Below are 19131 nucleotides of genomic sequence, written 5' to 3' on the forward strand. Positions count from 1 at the left end.
TGGACGATCTACTCCTCTCTATAACTATAAAAAATAGCTATGAAAAAATCTATCGTCATAGATTTCTTCATAGCTAATCTTAGTATGTTTTATGAGATATAAAAGTGTGAACCAACAATTATATTAAATCGTTGCTAAGAAGATTATTCTTCTTCTTTTTGTTCTTCGTCACTTTCTTCATCTTTTTCTTCGCCTACAACTTCTGGTTCTTCAGTTTCTGAATCGCCTTCCATTGCTTCGATTTCTTCTTCTGTAGGTTCTTCAGTTGGAGGAACTACAGTAACGATTGAATCAGTTAATTCATTTTCAATAGTGAAGTCACCTGAAACTTTGATATCTTCTACTGAAAGACTATCGTTAATGTCTAATTCGCTGATATCAACTTCGATTGATTCAGGAATATTGTCAGGAGTAGCTGTAACTTCAAGGTTGAATAATGGTTGTTCAACTACGCCGCCTTCTTTAGCGCCAACAGCTTCACCGATTAATTGAACTGGTACTTCAACAGTACGTTCTTCAGTCATGTTGATTGCTAAGAAGTCGATATGTGTGATTTGGTTTTTAAGTGGGTCGAATTGGTAGTCTGAAACCATTACTTTAATTGATTTAGAACCTACGCCTAATTCGATAACACCGTTACGTCCAACTTCACGGATTACTTTGATAAATTCTACTTCGTCTACTTTAACTGAAGTATTTTTAGTACCATAACCGTAAACGATTGCTGGTACTTTACCAGTGTTTCTTAATGTTTTAAGGTCTGAACGTGTTTGTTTACCTTGACGAATAATTGACTTTAATGAAGTCATATTCAGTTTCCACCTTTCATAATGCTCTTAACTAAGAGCTCCTCATTTGCCCATCAACAAAATGTTGCTTGCAAATGTTTATTTTTCGTGAGATTTCACGAACGAAATAATTATACATTTATTTTGAAAATTAGTCAAATAGCACACTAACTGATTCACGTTCGTAAACACGGATGATTGCTTGCGCTAACAAACCTGCTACAGACAATTCTTTCGTATTTGCTGGTTTACGTGTTTCATCTAATTGGATGGAGTTTGTAACTACAAGTTCTTTAATTGCTGAGTTTTCAATACGTTCTTTCGCCGGACCAGATAATACTGGGTGTGTACAACAAGCATAGACATCTTTCGCACCTTTGTCTTTTAGGGCTTGTGCTGCCAATGTAATTGTACCTGCTGTATCTATGATATCGTCAATGATAATTGCTGTACGTCCTTCTATTTCTCCAACAATGTTCATAACTTCTGCTACATTAGGTTTAGGACGACGCTTATCTATAATTGCAATTGGTGTTTTAAGTATATCTGCAAGTTTACGTGCTCTTGTTACACCACCATGGTCTGGTGAAACGACAACACATTCTTCAGGGTCGATGTCTGTTTCATTTTGGAAATAATCTGCTAAAATTGGTACACCCATCAAGTGATCAATTGGCATATCGAAGAAACCTTGAATTTGAGGTGCATGTAAATCTAAAGCGATCATACGGTCTGCGCCAGCAGTTTCAATTAAGTTGGCTACAAGTTTCGCAGTGATTGGTTCACGGCTACGTGCTTTTCTATCTTGACGCGCATAACCATAATATGGAACAACAATATTAATATTCGCTGCTGAAGCACGTCTACATGCATCAATCATGATTAATAATTCCATTAAATGTAGATTTACTGGATTAGATGTAGGTTGAATGATAAATACATCACAACCACGAATACTTTCTTCGATATTAATTTGAATCTCGCCATCACTAAACCGTTTCACCGAACATTTCCCTAATTCTATTCCAACGTGATCAGCAACTTCTTGAGCTAACGGTTCATTGCCCTTTAAAGAAAATATTTTCAAAGCAGAATTCTTATACTCATTGTTTAACATTTATAGTCCTCCAATTAATTCTTTCAATTCGTTTTGGTTTGTAAACAAGGCAAAACTTATACCGTGTGCCATCATAAAAGACGTTGATAAATTCTTTTATTCAGTTACATTAATTCTAACAGTTTAAGCATGCTTGTCTAAATATTTGTGTATTTATTTCTTCAAATAACCTTCTTTAGTTATTTGTCTAGCTCTTCCTAATGCTAAACTGTCTTGCGGTACATTGTCAGTAATTGTTGAACCTGCAGCAATAAACGAGCGATTTCCTAACGTCACTGGCGCAACTAAATTCGAATTACAGCCAATGAATGAATCACTACCAATTACTGTCTTAAACTTGTTAATACCGTCATAATTCACAGTAATAGAACCACAACCAACATTCGTTCTTTCTCCAATTTCAGCATCACCAATATAACTTAAATGTGGTAATTTAGCGCCTTCTTTAACGACTGATTTTTTAACTTCAACAAAGTTACCAACTTTTACTTTTTTGCCTAAATCCGCACCTGGACGAAGTTGTGCAAATGGACCAATTGTTGCATAATCATCTACCATTGCTTCATTTATAACTGATTGTTTAATAGTAACATTTGTACCAATATTACTATTCGTTATTTCCGAATACTGTCCAATTATAGCATCTTCACCAATAACTGTTTTACCAGCAAGTTTGACGCCTGGCTCAATCACAGTATCAGCACCAATTTGAACATCAGTTCCTATGTACGTCGTTGCTGGATCAATAATTGTGACACCATTTCTCATATGCTGCTCGTTAACACGTTTTCTAAGTGCTTTTTCAGCTTCACTCAACATGACTCTATCATTCACACCCATTATTTCTTCAAAATCATCTGTACGATAAACTTCAACGACACCGTCGTCCTCTAAGATTAAAGAGAGTACATCAGGCAAATAGTATTCACTTTGTACATTGTTATTTTTCACTAAGTCGAGTTTTTCGAATAACACTCGATTATCAAATGCGAAAATACCTGAGCTAATTTCATTGATTTGTTGTTCTATATCTGTTGCGTCTTTTTGTTCAACAATTTTGACAAGGTGTTCTTCGGCATCACGTATAATACGACCATAGCCAAACGGATTCTCTGCCGTCGCCGATAAGACTGTCGCTTGAGCGCCACTCTCTTCATGATGATTAATTAAAGCTTTTAGTGTTGTTGACGTAATCAGTGGTGTATCTCCACAAACAACTAAAGTCGTTCCTTCGCTATCTCTCAAATGTTCACTAGCCATTTTAACGGCATGTGCCGTACCTAATTGTGCTTCTTGATAGCTATATAGTGATGTCTTGCCTAACGTGTCTTTAACACTTTGTGCGCCATGTCCAACAATTGTTACAAGTTGGTCCACGCCAGACGCTCTAACATTATCAGCTACATGTTCAATCATTGATTTACCCGCTACGTCATGTAGTACTTTGTACTGCTTTGACTTCATACGCGTACCTTTGCCTGCTGCAAGTACTATTGCATGTCTTTGCATGTATGTTAACCCTCCATTAAAATCTACACTTCATCTTATTATAATTTAACGCTAGTAACACTTTCAAGACTCAAAGTACCAATGTTATATAATAGAAACATTTTTATTTCTATTATTCAAAAAACGCAATCTTCTATTTGTCATCTTTGTACAAAGTTGAAATCGCTTTATTCATGTGATGCAATTACTAATTTAAGCACTTACATTTATATAAATTTATACTTCACATAATACCTCATACGTGGACACGCCCCATTTACAATAAACCTTTACTTCTCATAGTATTGCAATGATATAAAACATCCCAAAATAAATGATTCAATAATTATTTGTCACCTTTACTTACTACACACTCATTCAATTTTTCTTTTCAAAATACAAAAGAGGATTGAATTTCTAATATAGTAGAAATTCAATCCTTTTATAATTATTATGTCGTGCGATAAAACACGTTTATTTAATTAGGCTTCTTCATTTTCTTCAGAATCATCAGATGATTGTGCATTTCTGTCTGGAATTACTTCATCCGTTTCTTCATATACTTTCATAACTGCATCTTGAATTTCTTGTCTCATTTCTGAGTTGATTGGATGTGCGATATCACGGAATTCACCATCTGGTGTGCGTTTACTTGGCATTGCGACGAATAGACCTGTGTTGCCTTCAATCACTCGTAAATCATGTACAACGAACGATTCATCCAAAGTAATTGAAACGAGCGCCTTCATTCTTCCATCTGTTTGTATTTTTCTAAGTCTTACATCTGTCACTTTCATGTAGTGAGCCCCCCTAGTATCTCTTTGTTAGAAGCTTAACAATTTTATCAAAAATTATAAATCCTTACTTAACTTTCGCGATTACTTCAATCTCAACTTTAACGTCCTTAGGCAATCTTGCTACTTCAACACAACTTCTAGCTGGTTGATGTTCATTAAAGTATTCGCCATAAACTTCATTTATATTTTGAAATTCATTCATATCAGCAATGAAAATAGTAGCTTTTATCACTGAATTCAAATTTGATCCAGCTTCGTCTAACACGACTTTTAAATTTTCTAAAACTTGTTTTGTTTGCACTTTTACATCTTCACTAACAATTTCCCCATTTAAATTCAAAGGAATTTGTCCTGATGTAAAAACAAGTCCATTTATTTCTGTTGCATGCGAGTATGGCCCTAATGCTTCCGGTGCCTTTTCAGTGTTAATTACTTTCATGATGTCTCATTCGCTCCTTTAAGAAAATTTAGTTAAACTGTTGCCTTGCTCCACCTTAAATTCCTGATTATATTCATCTACATCAGATAATCTAACTAAGGAAGTATAATCTTCAATTAATCTTTGTTTAACTTCTTTTGATTCTACTAGTACGGATACCCCTTTAACGTGTGCTTTAAACTCATTCATCAAATTCATCACACCATTAATCGATCCACCTGCGCGCATGAAATCGTCGACAACAAGGACATTTGAGTTCTCAGGTAACGTTCTTTTAGATAGAACCATCGTCTCTATTTTTCTAGATGAACCTGAAACATAATTAATAGAAACTGTAGAACCTTCTGTCACTTTGTTATCTTTACGAATCACAACCACCGGAAGATTTAGCACATTAGCCACAGCATTCGCTAACGAAATACCTTTAGTAGCAATTGTTACAATTGCGTCCAGTTCCTCATCCATATAGAGTGTCGCTATCAATTTACCCACTCTATTTAATAAAGTTGGGTTACCCATTAAATCAGATAAGAACAAGTAACCACCCGGTAACAGACGGTCTTTTTCCTGTAATTGCGCAATAACTTCATCTACAACTTCAGTTGCTTCTGCTTTACTCATTTCAGGTTTATACGTAACACCACCACTTGCGCCTGCCGTTGTAATAACTGTACCAAGTTTTTCTTTTTGAAATGTCGTTTTAATAATTTGCACATCTTCACTAATTGAAGACTTTGCTTGTTTAAATTTTTGTACAAAATACGTTAGTGGTACTAATTTATTCGGATTGTTCATTAAATATTGAGTCATATAAACAATTCGTTCGCTTCTTTTATAACGCATTCAATTCACCCCTTCTTCTTTAGCCTAATAATCTAACAATATGTACTTCATTACAACAACCATTAACCGCATTGTATACGTGTCTCGCTTGACGTTCTTTTCTCGTCAATCCGTAAACTGCAGGACCGCTTCCACTCATTACGGCACCATCCGCGCCATTTTCTAACATATTTGCTTTTATTTTTAATATCTCGGCATGTAAATGTCCCGAAACAGGTTCCAATCGGTTTGAAAGGCTTTGACACAATTGTTCATAATTCCCTGATTTAATAGCCTGTTCACAATCATTCGTATAGACTTCAAAAGGCTTCGATAAATCCAAACGTTTAAAAATATCTGGCGATGAAATACCTAAATCCGGTTTAGCAACAACAACCCATGCAGATGGTGGCTTATCTAAAAATTCTATGATTTCGCCTTTGCCTTTACATAAAGCTGTTTTGCCATGAATGCAAAAAGGAATATCTGTCCCAATTTGGATACCAAGCGAACACAGTTCATCAAGTGGACGATTTAGCTTATATAATCGATTCAACCCTCTCATCGTCGCAGCAGCGTCTGTAGAACCGCCAGCTAAACCAGCAGATACGGGAATATTTTTATCAATTGTTATTGTAACACCTTGCTTTAAATGATAAGTCTTTTTCATTAATTCCGCAGCTTTATATGCTAAATTCTTATTATCTGAGGGAACGTAGCTTTGTTCAACGTCAACAACTATTTTGTTATCTCTACGTAATTCAAATGACAAACGATCATTTAAGTCAATTGTTGTCATAATCATTTCCACTTCATGAAAACCATCATCTCGTTTAAAGAGCGTATCCAAGGTTAAATTAATCTTTGCTGGCGCTGTCTCATAAATCACATTCCCACCTCTTTCACTTCGATATGGTAATAAAATGATTTTAACATATTGTTATCATTGCGTTGTTGATTTTTTAAAAGTTAATGATCCATCATAATTTATTTGTTATACAAAAATTTAAATAACTTCTAAACCTACGATATGCAATAAATTATTTCATAATTCACTATTATACAATATCATAAGCACAGAATAAAATAATGTTTTCTTTAGGCATATCCACATAATAAAAAGGTATGCTAGCACCCTTATGCCAACATACCTTTATTTAGGTTCATTTGAGTATTAAGTTTAAAATAAAAAGTATGACTTCAAAAGTCAAACTTACATTTAAATCTTTTTATTAGTGTGCAATTGCTTCTTGATGGCTATCATCTTCAAAAGAAACTTGTACGTTTTCAGTTAAAACGTCAGTGTATGTATAAGATACACGCTCAAAATTATAAATATCTTGATCTAGCTCAACAATAAAAACTGAAGGATACGTTTCTTTTAACACACCACTACGTTCAATTGTTTTCTTACGTCCACCATTCGCTTTAAGTACAATTCTGTTCCCTAATTGACAATCAAGTGAATTTTTGATGTCTCCAATAGATTTTGGCATATTGCTCCACCTCGCTACAAGTTGTATAATAACACATTCCGAGGTTTTTTGTCAAATAAAATATCAATTTTAGCAATGTAGATGAGACTTGTCAATCATTTAAAATGCTAATTCTGCGAAATTTTTCAATTCATTATATAAAAGTCCAAACTCTTTTATAGAAAGCGTTTCACCACGTCTTTTCGGATCAATGCCTGCTGCTTCTAACCACTTTATAATATCCGCTTTATTCGCTTTACCATTTTCAAATAAACTTTGATAATTATTATTTATCGTCTTCCGTCTTTGACTAAAGGCTGCCTTCGTCATTTTGAAAAATCTTTGTTCATCATCAATATCAATCATTGGTTCTGAACGTTTCATTAATTTGACCACGATAGAATCCACATTTGGAGGTGGTAAAAACACTGATTTAGGGACTGTTAGCACTTTGCTTGTTTCAGTATAATATTGTGCAACAATGGATAATGAGCCATAGGCTTTCGTTCCAACTTGTGCGTTTAATCTTTCTCCGACTTCTTTTTGCATCATGACAACGTAACCATCTATTGGTAAATCTTGTTGCATTAGATTTAATAATATCGGTGTCGTAATATAGTAGGGTAAATTAGCCACAACCATAATTTTTTCACAATCTGCTAGATGTGTTTTTACATAATTTGCAATATCTGCTTTAAGAATATCTTCATTAATCACTGTTACATTATTGTATGGACCCATTGTATCTTTTAATACCGGTATTAGACGTTGGTCGATTTCGAAAGCTACTACTTTTTTTGCATTTTTAGCTAGTTGTTCTGTCAACGAACCCATACCTGGTCCAACTTCTATAACACCTGTGTGCTCATCAATATTACTCGCTTCAATAATATTATGTATAATATTCACATCGATTAAAAAGTTTTGACCTAGACTTTTTTTGAAATTAAATCCATATTGATGCAATAAAGCTTTGGTGCGTGTTGGTGTAGCAATATCTTTATACTCCATTTATGATTCACTTCCCTCATTATCACTTAATGCATTTCTTACATCTTCTTCTGTATAACCAAATGCATTTAATTTATTTAATAGTTGTTTTCCATTCGAATGCCCAATATGTAGTTTGCGTCCTAACAGCGCTCTTTTATGTCGCGCATCTTTACCGATAATTAGGCCTAAATCTATCAACACATCTTTGCTTATAGACTCGTGTCCTTCTTCAAACGGCGTACTTACATTCATTAATGCTTCTTTTATATCTTCAAGTTTTGCGTGTTCAACGCCAATTTTACCACGCTTGTTTTTAGCTTTCTCTTTATCGATATAGGCATGTTTCACACCTGGAACATATTTTTGAATCGTGTTTCGAATTTTATCACCTGGGAAATCTGGATCTGTTAATACAATCACACCTCTTGTTTCAAAAGCTTGGGCAATGACGTTCAACGTCGCTTGGTTAATCGCACTACCATTTGTTTCAATCGTATCACATTCTACTGCCCTTTTAACACGTTCGGTATCATCTCTACCTTCTACGACAATAAATTCATTTATTTTCATTTATTGTTACACCTTTCATTTCGTTAAGCCAATGTATGACAAAATTAAAAGGTATCGGCTGTTATGGTGATTGCCACTTAGTATATCTTATTTCAACTAAGTCATATCTCAGACCGATACCTTTTGTAATATTTTTATGCTTTTAACTTGAACAAGCGTTCTGCATTTTCAGTTGTTTGTTTACATACTTCTTCGTATGACACATCACGTAACTCCGCAATTTCTTCCGCCACCAATGTGACACGTGCTGGCTCATTTCTTTTACCTCTGTACGGATGTGGTGATAAGAACGGCGCATCTGTTTCAACCAATAATCTATTGAACGGGACATGTTTCGCTACTTCTTTTGGTTGTTTTGCATTTTTAAAAGTAACAGGACCACCTAATGATACATAGAAATTCAGTTTATTAATAACATCATCTGCAATTTCGGGAGATGCACTAAAACTATGCATAATGCCACCAATTTCTTCCGCATGTTCTTCTTTTAATATATCAATACAATCTTGTGTTGCTTCTCTATTATGAATAATAATTGGTAAATTCACACGTTTCGCTAACGCAATTTGTTTTCTAAATAATGCTTGTTGCACATCTTTAGGAGATTTATCCCAATGATAATCTAATCCTGTTTCCCCAATTCCAATGACTTTAGGATGTGCAGCCAGTTGCTCAATCCACTCTAAACGTTCTTCTGTACAATCAATCGCATCTACAGGGTGCCAACCGATAATGCCATAGATAAAATCATATTGATCTATAAGCTCCAACGTACGCTCAACGGTCGGCGTATCAAAGCCTACTACAAACATACGATCCACACCATTGTCTCGTGCACGTTCAATGACTTCTTCTAAATCCTCATCATATTGATCTGCATTTAAATGAACATGTGTATCAATTAGCATAAATAAATCGCTCCCTTAATTTGTGATTACTTAATTACTGCACCATTTGGAATTGCACTTGGTAGACTAACCAATGTTAAGACGCCATCTTTTTCAGCAGACAAAATCATACCTTCTGATTTTCTACCCATTAATTTTGCCGGTTTCAAATTAGTTACAACAGCTACTTTTTTACCAAGTATATCTTCTGGTTGATAGAATTTTGCAATACCTGAAATAATTTGTCGTTGTTCGTTATCTAAATCTACTTGTATTTTTAATAATTTATCTGATTTTTTAACGCGTTCTGCATCAATAATCGTAGCTGCTTTAATTTCTACCTTTTCAAAATCTTTAAAATCAATTTGGGCTTTGCTAGATATTGCTTCTTGCTCCGCTTCTACTGGTGCTTCTTTTTGATCTGGTTGCATAGATTCCTTAATATAACTAATCTCAACTTCACTATCTAATCGTGGGAAGATTGGTTGTGGCTTATCACTTACCATGATTGGTGTTGTTAATGCTCCATACTGATTGATACTTTCAAATTCATAAAGTTCAGGCGCATTGATATTAAGTTGTTCAAAAATTTGTTTTGGTGCATGCGTAAGGAAAGGTCTTAATAACACTGCTATGATGCGAATGTTCTCGACTAAGTGCGCCATAACATTGCCTAACATTTCTCTTTGATTCTCATCTTTTGCTAATACCCAAGGAGACGTTTCATCAATATATTTATTCGTACGACTAATGAATTTCCATACAGTTGATAATGCAACTGAAAATTGTAAATCATCCATGTTTTCATGGAACGTCTTCACGGTATCAAGTGCCATCTGTTCCATTTCTTTATCTAACTCATGTTTCGGACCTTGATAGGCAGGAAGTTCACCATCAAAATATTTATTTATCATAGAAATTGTACGATTTACTAAGTTGCCTAAATCATTCGCCAAATCATAGTTTGTACGTTCTACGAAACCTTCAGGAGTAAATACGCCATCAGAACCAAATGGTAATTCGCGCATTAAATAATAACGTGTAGCATCTAAGCCGTAGCGATCAATAAGTACATTAGGATCTACTACATTACCTTTAGATTTACTCATCTTACCGTCTTTCATAAGTATCCAACCATGTGCAAATACCTTTTTAGGTAATGGAACATCTAAAGCCATTAATAGTATCGGCCAAATAATTGAATGGAAACGAACAATTTCTTTAGCCATTATATGAATATCTGCTGGCCAATATTTTTTAAATAAGCTATCATCATCTGATAAATATCCTAACGATGAAATATAGTTAACAAGTGCATCTATCCATACATAAACCACATGCTTAGGGTTTGACTCTACATGAATCCCCCAATCAAATGATGTACGTGATACTGCCAAGTCTTCTAGACCAGGTTTGATAAAATTATTTATCATTTCATTTTTACGTGAAGGTGGTTGAATAAATTCAGGGTTTTCATCGTAAAACTCTAATAAACGGTCAGTATACTTAGATAAATTAAAGAAATAACTTTCTTCTTTTACCAATTCTACTTCGTGTCCTGAATCTGGGCTCTTACCACCAATGATTTTTCCGTTTTCCATGATTGGATCTACTAATTGTGTCTCTGTATAGTATGTTTCATCAGGTACAGAGTACCAACCTTCGTATTCACCAAGGTATATGTCACCTTGTGCTAATAAACGTTCAAATATCTGTTGCACAACTTCTTTATGACGTGCTTCTGTAGTACGAATAAAATCATCATTAGAAATTTCTAATTTTTTCCATAACGCCTTAATACTCGCAATCATTTCATCCAAATATTCGATTTCTGATTTACCAGCTTTTTGTGCTTTTTCTTGAATTTTTTGTCCGTGCTCATCTGTTCCTGTTAAATAACGAACATCATAGCCCTGCATTCTCTTATAACGTGCGATTACATCACCAGCAGTTGTTGTATAGGCATGACCGATATGCAAATTCCCACTTGGATAATAAATTGGTGTAGTGATATAAAATGTTTCTTTCGCCATCAATGTTCCTCCTCGTTTCTTACATCTATAAATATATCTAAATTTAATATTGTTTTCAATAAAGTCGATATTGCTCTATATCGCTTTCGTTATTCAAAATTTGTGAATAATTCGTGGCTCATATCTAACTTTTACGCTATTTTTATTAGCATTATTTGAAAAGTGATTAATAATCCCTATCTTTTCTACATTACCATAAATCACGTGTATTATGGGAGTTTTCATATCATTTTTCCAGTTTATAAATGAATTTATATGACAAATTTTGTGAGTTTTATTTTAAAAAAATGTATTTCATATTTGAATCGTTTGTTTTTTAGATATTATGATAAATATCGTAGACTTCATTGGTTTTCATATTACGCAATTCTGCAACGCGTTTTATCGCAGCTTTAGGTTTCATATTTTCATTAATGTGATGTGTAACATGCTCATGAATCGTCATATCTTCAAACCACGCAGTATCCTCTACTTTTTCAGCACCTTGAATCAGAATCACAAATTCACCTTTTGTAGGTATACTTGCGTCATCAAGTTGTGACAATATCACATCTACTTGATCAGTAACAATTTGTTCGAACTTTTTAGTGAGTTCTCTACCAACAGATATTTTACGTTTATCATCTATCTTTTGAATAGTCTTCAATGTATCTTTTACACGGTGTGGTGATTCATAGATAATCAATGTACTATTTTCATACATGCGTTGTTCTAAATATGTATGTTTCTGTTTTTCTTTTCTTGGTAAAAAGCCTAAAAATGTATATGTGAAAGAAGGCAAACCGCTTGCCATAAGCGCAGTTAGTCCAGCATTAGGGCCTGGAATTGTTTCTACTTGGATATGTTGCGCTCTTGCCGCAACGACCAATTCATATCCAGGGTCACTAATTAGCGGTAAACCTGCGTCTGACACTAATGCAATACTGACCCCTTGTTGCAATTGTTCAATAAGATAGTCTGTTTGCTGTGCTTTATTATGGTCGTGGTAGGATTTTAATGGCGCTTGAATTTCATAGTGCGCACACAATTTTTTAGTCACTCGTGTATCCTCACATGCAATCATATCCACTGTTCTTAAAGTATCAACTGCACGATATGTTATATCTGCTAAGTTACCGATAGGCGTTCCTACTAAATATAAAGTTGACATATGTCTACCTCTCCTTAATGAGTTCAAGTTTCTTTTGTCGAGAAAATGTTTTAATTTCATATTCACGTTTTAACGCCTCTGACTTTGTATCAAATACTTCTTGATAAACTAACTGTACCGGCCGTCTTATTTTTGTATATTTGGCTCCTTGTCCACTGTTGTGTTTGATAATTCTTTTAGTCACATCTTTAGCATAGCCTGTATATAAACTACCGTCTTTACACTTAACGATATAAATATAATGTTTATCCATAATATACTTCTCTCATTTCTTCTGTGTAAGCACCATCTTGGTTATAGATATAAAATGGTGGTTGTATATCTAACCCTTGATTGCCGCCTTTTCTTCCTTCAGCGACAATCGTTTGCGCCACTTTATTTTGTTTGCTATATACAAAATAAAGCTTTTTAGGTTCTATTTGATATGCTCTCATACTACTTAAGACATCCATGAGACGTTCCGCTCTATGTACAATCATAAAACGCCCACCTTGTTTCAGCAAATGTCTAGCTGCCATACAACAATCCTCTAACGTGCACATTACCTCATGCCGCGCTATTTTATGTGCGCTTTTTTGATGTTGATGTTGTTGATTCACCTTAAAATAAGGTGGGTTGCAAGTCACAACACTATATTGAGAGGGCTTAAATTGTTTATATGCATCTTTTAAATCCATATGATACATGCATATTCTATCATCTAATTGATTATAAGTGATACTACGTCTCGCCATATCTACTAATTGTTCTTGTATTTCAATTGCATCTATAGTGTTACTACCTTTATGCGACAATAATAAAGGAATTACACCATTCCCCGAACACAAATCCATAATGACGTCTTGTCTTTTTATCTTTGTAAAATGTCCAAGCAACAACGCATCCGTTGAAAATGAAAAAACTTCATCATTTTGAATGATTCTCAAATTTTCTTTTGTTAAATAATCTAATCTCTCATGATCTAACAACATTTCCATACCTCCCAAAAAAGAGGATAAGTGAACGATGCTTAATAACCAAGCCTATCGTTACGTCTCATCCTCAATTATGCTACATTTCAATTATTCATTTAATCGTTTATTCACTTAGAACTTCAAGGCAAAACAAACAATCATCGCCTTTTCTATGCTTACCAAATAACTCACCATTACAAATATGGAATCCTTCTTTATATAGCATCGCTAAGTTATCTTTACTACGCAACGGCTGTTTTTTTGGTGTCTTTTTACCGATTTCAACAGATTTTGTTTTTTCTTCTTTATCAATTAGTGTTTTTAAATTCTCATTTTCAATTTGCAACGCAACATTTTCTTCGATCAACTCAACAGTGAGATTTTTCAAATTTGTCATGTCACTATTGATTTGATTAATATTGGCTTCTAATTTCGCTAGTTTTTCAAATATGTCGCTACGATTCAATGTTGTATTGGCCTCCTAATTTAATGTCTCTAGCTCTTCCATTTTATACTCAAGTGGTTGTTCAAAACCTTCCACTTTTACTTGCATTGAAATATCTAATATATTTAAGCCAATCACCTTACCATTGCCCTCAGGTGTACTTACTACATCACCTACGTCAGGCAATTGTTCACGGGCTTCTTCATAATAATCATTTTCATATTTAAGACAGCACATTAAACGACCACATGCTCCTGAAATTTTAGTAGGATTAAGCGATAAATTTTGATCTTTCGCCATTTTAATGGATACCGGTTCAAAATCACCCAAAAACGTTGAGCAACATAAAGAACGACCACATGGACCGATGCCGCCTAGTAATTTCGCTTCATCTCTCACACCGATTTGTCTAAGTTCAATACGTGTTTTTAATTTTTGTGCTAACACTTTTACTAACTTTCTAAAATCAACACGTTCATCTGACGTGAAATTAAAGATTACTTTTGATTTATCAAGTGTAAATTCACAATTCACTAATCTCATTTCTAAATTTTGTTGATCAATCGTATCCTTACATAAGGTTAAAGCTGCTTCTGCATCACGCTCATTATTATCATATTGAGCCAAATCATCTTCAGTAGCAATCCTAACAATTTCTTTCAACGGTAATGTTACATCTTCGTCTGCAACATCTAGCGGTGCATATTTAACACGTCCCATTTCCAAGCCACGTTTAGATTCGACAACAACCCAATTTCCTACTTCCAAATCGAAATGTTTTGGTGAATAGTATTCCATTTTTCCTGATTTTTGAAAATCAATACCTACTACGTTTTGCATCGTTAATTCACCCCTTTTATTACAATTTGTTCAAACACTAGCATCGGATTTACATTTTGATTCAACTTTTTATGCGCTTCAGTAATTTGATCGTACATCAAAATTATCTGGTTATACGTTAATTTCTGTGCATATCCATTGATTTCCTCTTGTAAATCGTAATATATAATATCTTCAGTTATTCCAACTTTAGCATGCATAATGTCCTCGAAAAAACCATTCACAGCAGCTAAGGTCACTAATTGCAATCTTCTGTTTTTCGCCTGTTTTAATAAGTCTACGATCGCAATTAATGCCATCGGACGATTCGTCAGCAATAGTTGACACCATTTAATGATCTGTTTACGCAACATTAATAAATCTGATTCTTCATTCAGCGCAACTGCCGTTTCAATTTGTGTTGTATATGTGCATAGTAACTCAGCAACAGGACGTGAAACCTCTCGCTCTATTAGTCTATCTACAAACTTGGATTTATCTATCGGTTTAAAATACACATGTTGACACCTTGAATGTATCGTATCTAATATTTGTTCTGGTTTAGTCGTCAACAGAATGGCAACCGTATTTTCAGGCGGTTCTTCTAAGAATTTTAGTATACTATTTTCACCTTGAACCGTTAGTTTTTCGAAAGATTCAATGATATAAACTTTATAGTTACCTTCTATTGGGAGCTGATTCATATGATGTACGAGTTGTTCTACTTGTTCTTTCTTAATTGTCGTTTCTTCAGATGATATATACATGAAATCCGGATGATTAAATGTTTCAATTTTCAACTGACACTGCTTATCGTCATCACACAATATTAGTTTCGTAAAATCCATTGCGACTTGTTGCATCGTTTGTCCATCGTCACCTTCAAATAAATAAGCATGCGATAATTTATTTGATTGGTAGGCTCTTGTCAGTTTTTCTAATTCACCCATCATAAAGTTACTCCTTTATATAAAAAGGCTGCTTATACATAGTTACCTTACAAAGCACATTTTCAAGAAATTAAATGACTCATCCTTTAGTAAAATGTAATTTGAAAGGTTACCATATACAGCAACCATAGTTCTAGAATTGGTGGAAAGCATCAACAGGCATTACAAACACTGTCGCTCCGCCTACTTCTACTTCAACAGGATATGGAATGTAAGAATCAGCGCTTCCACCCATTGGTGTTATAGGAGAAACGAGTTGTTCTCTATTACCACAAGTGTCATTAATTACTTTCAAAATTTCATCAACGCGGTCATCTTCAACCCCACATAAGAACGTTGTATTACCAGCTCTTAAAAAACCACCAGTAGTTGCAAGTTTTGTAGCTCTAAAATTATGTTTAACAAGCTTATCTGACAGCTCTTGGCTATCTTGATCTTGTACAATTGCTATAATCATTTTCATACTAAACACCTCTTCCCAGTATTATATCATAATTTTTCTAAGTATTTGCTGATAGATTCGTACGTTGCGTTTACAACTTCATCTACACTACGATCAGCGTCTATCACAATAAAACGTTCAGGTTCATTATGAATAATTTTATTATAACCTTCAACCACTTTTTCATGAAATGCTTTATCTTCTTGATCCAAACGATTTTGATTACGTTGGTTTTTTAAAATTCTTTCACGCCCTACTGCAACACTTACATCTAAATAAATCGTAATATCTGGATACAATCCGTTGATAGCAAATGCATTAATAGACTTAACTTCCTCTATACCTATACCCCGCGCGTATCCTTGATATGCTAACGAACTATCTATATAGCGGTCACACAATACTACTTTTCCTTGTTTTAAAGATGGAATCACTTTGCCTACCAGATGTTCACGACGTGATGCTGCAAACAACAACGCTTCTGTACGATCGTCCATATTGTCGCCTTCTAATAGAACTTCTCGAATTTGTTCCCCAGTTTTCACCCCACCAGGTTCTCTTGTTAATACAATATTAAATTGATTTTCTAATTTCTTTGCTACTTGTTGTATAACAGTAGTCTTACCTGAACCTTCAGGACCTTCAAAAGTTATAAAAGCTGACATTTTATTCATCCTCAATCTCAATTTTATGATTTTTAATTCCTTCTATTCTAATATTCAAATCATACCAATAATTCATTAATTCTATCATATTTTCAGTAATGATTTCTCCTCTAAATATCATTGGAATCCCTGGCGGATACGGAACAATATGTTTCGCAGATTTTTTACCTAATGACTCATCAAATGTTACAAACTTCGTATTAGTAATGTCTCCAGATTGGTATATACCACTATTTAGATTATACATTAGCTGATGATTTACACGCGCCTGTCTTTTTTCAATATTTATTCGCTTCGTTCTTTCCACTAATGTTGAATATGGAAAACCATCATCTTTATGCCACAATGGTAGTACAAGTAGTACTTGTTGATCATCGGCTAATTCTACATAAATCCCTTGTTCCTCAAACAATAATTGCAATTCTACACCAGTATACCCCTTACACTGTACGTTTAATTTCACAGGGTCATCCACTTGTACAACGCACATGCCTTTGTCTTCTATGATTTGAATGAACTGGTTTCTTTTTTTAAAAAACGTTTCATTCTCATATGTTTTATAAAAACTATGTGCCAACTCTAAGCTTGTCATTAACAAGTATGATGGACTGGAAGATTGAAAGTAAGTCAAATATTGTAATACTTTTTCACGTAATGGGGCTGCTTTATGTATAAAAATAACGGAACTCATAGTCAATGCGGGTAACGTCTTATGATACGATTGTACTACATAATCCGCCCCGAAATTCAAAGCACTTTCGGGAAAACCCGATAAACCAAAATGAGCACCATGTGCCTCGTCAATAAGCGTAGGAATGTCATGCGCTTTCATTTTATCCAAAGTTGATTTTAAGTCAAAACACTCTCCGTAATAATTTGGATATGTGAAGACGGCCAATTTAGCATTAGAGATTTGATTCCCCAACGAATTCTGCTTAGGTCCTATATATTGTTTTGTCTTGGAACTCATTTCCGTTTCCAAAATACGACTCCGACCATTAGCAATATCCAACGCATGAAAAACAGATTTATGCACATTTCTTGTTATTGCGTAGTCACCAGATACTTTGGAAAACGCCTGTATAACAGACAATATTCCAGATGTAGTACCATTGATTAAATAATATGCATCATAATCTGGGTGCTTTTTGATTGCAGACATACTTTCAGCAATTATTTCTTCCGGTTGATGTAAATCATCCAATCCTGTAATTTCAGTCATATCCATTTCAAATTTAAGTTGTTTTAAATTACCAATCGTCATATTCTTATGACCCGGTACATGCAATGAAATGGGTTTGCTATCTAGTAATTTATTGAGTTTTTCAGTTAATGGCAGTGTCATAATAACCTCACTTTACTCTCTACTTCTATGATATGATTCAATACATTTTAACATATATTGAAGCAGAGCTTCTTATTTTAATGAATGAGTGGTTTTACACATGAGTAGTTACTCATGTGTTCCTTTGTTCGAACTGGAAGTTAAGCTTTTTTGACATAAAAAAAGAGACCCTTTTGGGTCTTTCATTGCCTGTAAAACGTCATTCTCATTTTAATGAGTTTATGACGTTTACACATGAGTATTTACTCATGTGTTCCTCTTCCCTACTCTTGCGGAACGTATGTCTGCTACCATCGACGCTAAGGAGCTTTTTCTGTAAAGTACTACTCACAATTTCATTGTGTTTAGTAGTACTTATGCATGCACATTTGGTCATGCGTTCCTTTTTAATTCGCTCGCATCTTTTCTCTCTTTCACGCTTTCCTTGCTCACTTACCACTTGTAAGCTCCCTTCATCTATCGCTCAGTTCGGCAGCTTCAAACGCTTTCTCATAACAGGTTATTTTTCAGTTCTTCGAACTGGAAGTTAAGCTTTTTTGACATAAAAAAGAGACCCTTTTGGGTCTCTCATTGCCTGTAAAACGTCATTCTCATTTTAATGAGTTAATGACGTTTACACATGAGTAAATACTCATGTGTTCCTCTTTCCCTACTCTTGTGGAATGTAAGTCTGCTACCTTCGGCGCTAAGGAGCTTTTTCTGTCATGAGACAAGCGCTCGCATCTTTTCTCTCTTTCACGCTTTCCTTGCTCACTTACCACTTGTAAGCTCCCTTCGTCTATCGCTCAGTTCGGCAGCTTCAAACGCTTTCTCATAACAGGTTATTTTTTCAGTTCTTCGAACTGGAAGTTAAGCTTTTTGACATAAAAAAAGAGACCCTTTTGGGTCTCTCATTGCCTGGCAACGTCCTACTCTTGCGGAACGTAAGTCCGACTACCATCGGCGCTAAGGAG

General features: G+C 34.6%; 21 protein-coding genes. All 21 read right to left on the reverse strand.

The features are described 5' to 3' along the window. Positions 1-143 precede the first annotated feature (143 nt). Complete coding sequence (locus ACSULM_RS11780) at positions 144-809, reverse strand: 50S ribosomal protein L25/general stress protein Ctc (RefSeq protein ID WP_436862950.1); 666 nt, start codon at positions 807-809, stop codon at positions 144-146. 130 nt (positions 810-939) lie between these two features. Then, entirely contained in the window at positions 940-1905 is a 966-nt protein-coding gene (locus ACSULM_RS11785; RefSeq protein ID WP_069996377.1) for a ribose-phosphate diphosphokinase, read from the reverse strand. A gap of 153 nt (positions 1906-2058) precedes the next feature. Beyond that, on the reverse strand, positions 2059-3414 hold the full coding sequence (glmU, locus tag ACSULM_RS11790; protein WP_436862951.1) for a bifunctional UDP-N-acetylglucosamine diphosphorylase/glucosamine-1-phosphate N-acetyltransferase GlmU: 1356 nt from the start codon (positions 3412-3414) through the stop codon (positions 2059-2061). Positions 3415-3875: 461 nt separating this feature from the next. Further along, positions 3876-4190, reverse strand: a complete 315-nt coding sequence (gene spoVG / locus ACSULM_RS11795; RefSeq protein WP_436862954.1) for a septation regulator SpoVG — start codon at positions 4188-4190, stop codon at positions 3876-3878. 64 nt (positions 4191-4254) lie between these two features. Continuing rightward, positions 4255-4629: a RidA family protein gene (locus tag ACSULM_RS11800; RefSeq protein ID WP_436862956.1), complete on the reverse strand. Its 375-nt coding sequence runs from the start codon at positions 4627-4629 to the stop codon at positions 4255-4257. An 18-nt stretch (positions 4630-4647) separates the two neighbouring features. Continuing rightward, a complete protein-coding gene (purR, locus tag ACSULM_RS11805) occupies positions 4648-5472 on the reverse strand; it encodes a pur operon repressor (RefSeq protein WP_436855940.1) in 825 nt (274 codons plus the stop codon). A gap of 19 nt (positions 5473-5491) precedes the next feature. After that, entirely contained in the window at positions 5492-6340 is an 849-nt protein-coding gene (gene ispE / locus ACSULM_RS11810) for a 4-(cytidine 5'-diphospho)-2-C-methyl-D-erythritol kinase (RefSeq protein WP_436862958.1), read from the reverse strand. 343 nt (positions 6341-6683) lie between these two features. After that, positions 6684-6947, reverse strand: a complete 264-nt coding sequence (gene veg, locus ACSULM_RS11815) for a biofilm formation stimulator Veg (protein ID WP_069996371.1) — start codon at positions 6945-6947, stop codon at positions 6684-6686. Between the two features lie 99 nt (positions 6948-7046). Continuing rightward, positions 7047-7937: a 16S rRNA (adenine(1518)-N(6)/adenine(1519)-N(6))-dimethyltransferase RsmA gene (gene rsmA, locus ACSULM_RS11820; RefSeq protein ID WP_436862961.1), complete on the reverse strand. Its 891-nt coding sequence runs from the start codon at positions 7935-7937 to the stop codon at positions 7047-7049. Then, positions 7938-8489, reverse strand: coding sequence for a ribonuclease M5 (gene rnmV, locus ACSULM_RS11825; protein WP_436862963.1), 552 nt, complete (start codon positions 8487-8489; stop codon positions 7938-7940). A 134-nt stretch (positions 8490-8623) separates the two neighbouring features. Further along, positions 8624-9397: a TatD family hydrolase gene (locus tag ACSULM_RS11830; RefSeq protein ID WP_436862964.1), complete on the reverse strand. Its 774-nt coding sequence runs from the start codon at positions 9395-9397 to the stop codon at positions 8624-8626. 26 nt (positions 9398-9423) lie between these two features. Further along, on the reverse strand, positions 9424-11409 hold the full coding sequence (gene metG / locus ACSULM_RS11835) for a methionine--tRNA ligase (RefSeq protein WP_436862967.1): 1986 nt from the start codon (positions 11407-11409) through the stop codon (positions 9424-9426). A gap of 316 nt (positions 11410-11725) precedes the next feature. Next, complete coding sequence (rsmI, locus tag ACSULM_RS11840; RefSeq protein ID WP_436862969.1) at positions 11726-12559, reverse strand: 16S rRNA (cytidine(1402)-2'-O)-methyltransferase; 834 nt, start codon at positions 12557-12559, stop codon at positions 11726-11728. 4 nt (positions 12560-12563) lie between these two features. Next, positions 12564-12812 (reverse strand): GIY-YIG nuclease family protein, encoded by a 249-nt coding sequence (locus ACSULM_RS11845; protein ID WP_436862970.1) that lies wholly within the window; start codon positions 12810-12812, stop codon positions 12564-12566. Continuing rightward, a complete protein-coding gene (locus tag ACSULM_RS11850) occupies positions 12805-13530 on the reverse strand; it encodes a tRNA1(Val) (adenine(37)-N6)-methyltransferase (RefSeq protein ID WP_436862972.1) in 726 nt (241 codons plus the stop codon). The genes ACSULM_RS11845 and ACSULM_RS11850 overlap by 8 nt, the downstream gene beginning before the upstream one ends. A 106-nt stretch (positions 13531-13636) precedes the next feature. Beyond that, entirely contained in the window at positions 13637-13978 is a 342-nt protein-coding gene (gene yabA / locus ACSULM_RS11855; protein WP_436855949.1) for a DNA replication initiation control protein YabA, read from the reverse strand. Positions 13979-13993: 15 nt separating this feature from the next. After that, positions 13994-14797, reverse strand: coding sequence for a PSP1 domain-containing protein (locus ACSULM_RS11860; RefSeq protein ID WP_436862974.1), 804 nt, complete (start codon positions 14795-14797; stop codon positions 13994-13996). A gap of 2 nt (positions 14798-14799) precedes the next feature. After that, entirely contained in the window at positions 14800-15726 is a 927-nt protein-coding gene (locus ACSULM_RS11865) for a DNA polymerase III subunit delta' C-terminal domain-containing protein (RefSeq protein ID WP_436862979.1), read from the reverse strand. A 133-nt stretch (positions 15727-15859) separates the two neighbouring features. Then, a complete protein-coding gene (locus tag ACSULM_RS11870) occupies positions 15860-16189 on the reverse strand; it encodes a cyclic-di-AMP receptor (RefSeq protein ID WP_436862975.1) in 330 nt (109 codons plus the stop codon). A gap of 26 nt (positions 16190-16215) precedes the next feature. Next, positions 16216-16833, reverse strand: coding sequence for a dTMP kinase (tmk, locus tag ACSULM_RS11875; protein WP_436862977.1), 618 nt, complete (start codon positions 16831-16833; stop codon positions 16216-16218). Position 16834: 1 nt separating this feature from the next. After that, on the reverse strand, positions 16835-18178 hold the full coding sequence (locus ACSULM_RS11880) for a lysine decarboxylase (RefSeq protein WP_436862978.1): 1344 nt from the start codon (positions 18176-18178) through the stop codon (positions 16835-16837). Between the last annotated feature and the right edge of the window lie 953 nt (positions 18179-19131).

Source organism: Staphylococcus caeli, assembly GCF_051413795.1.
Taxonomy (GTDB): Bacteria; Bacillota; Bacilli; order Staphylococcales; family Staphylococcaceae; genus Staphylococcus; species Staphylococcus caeli_A.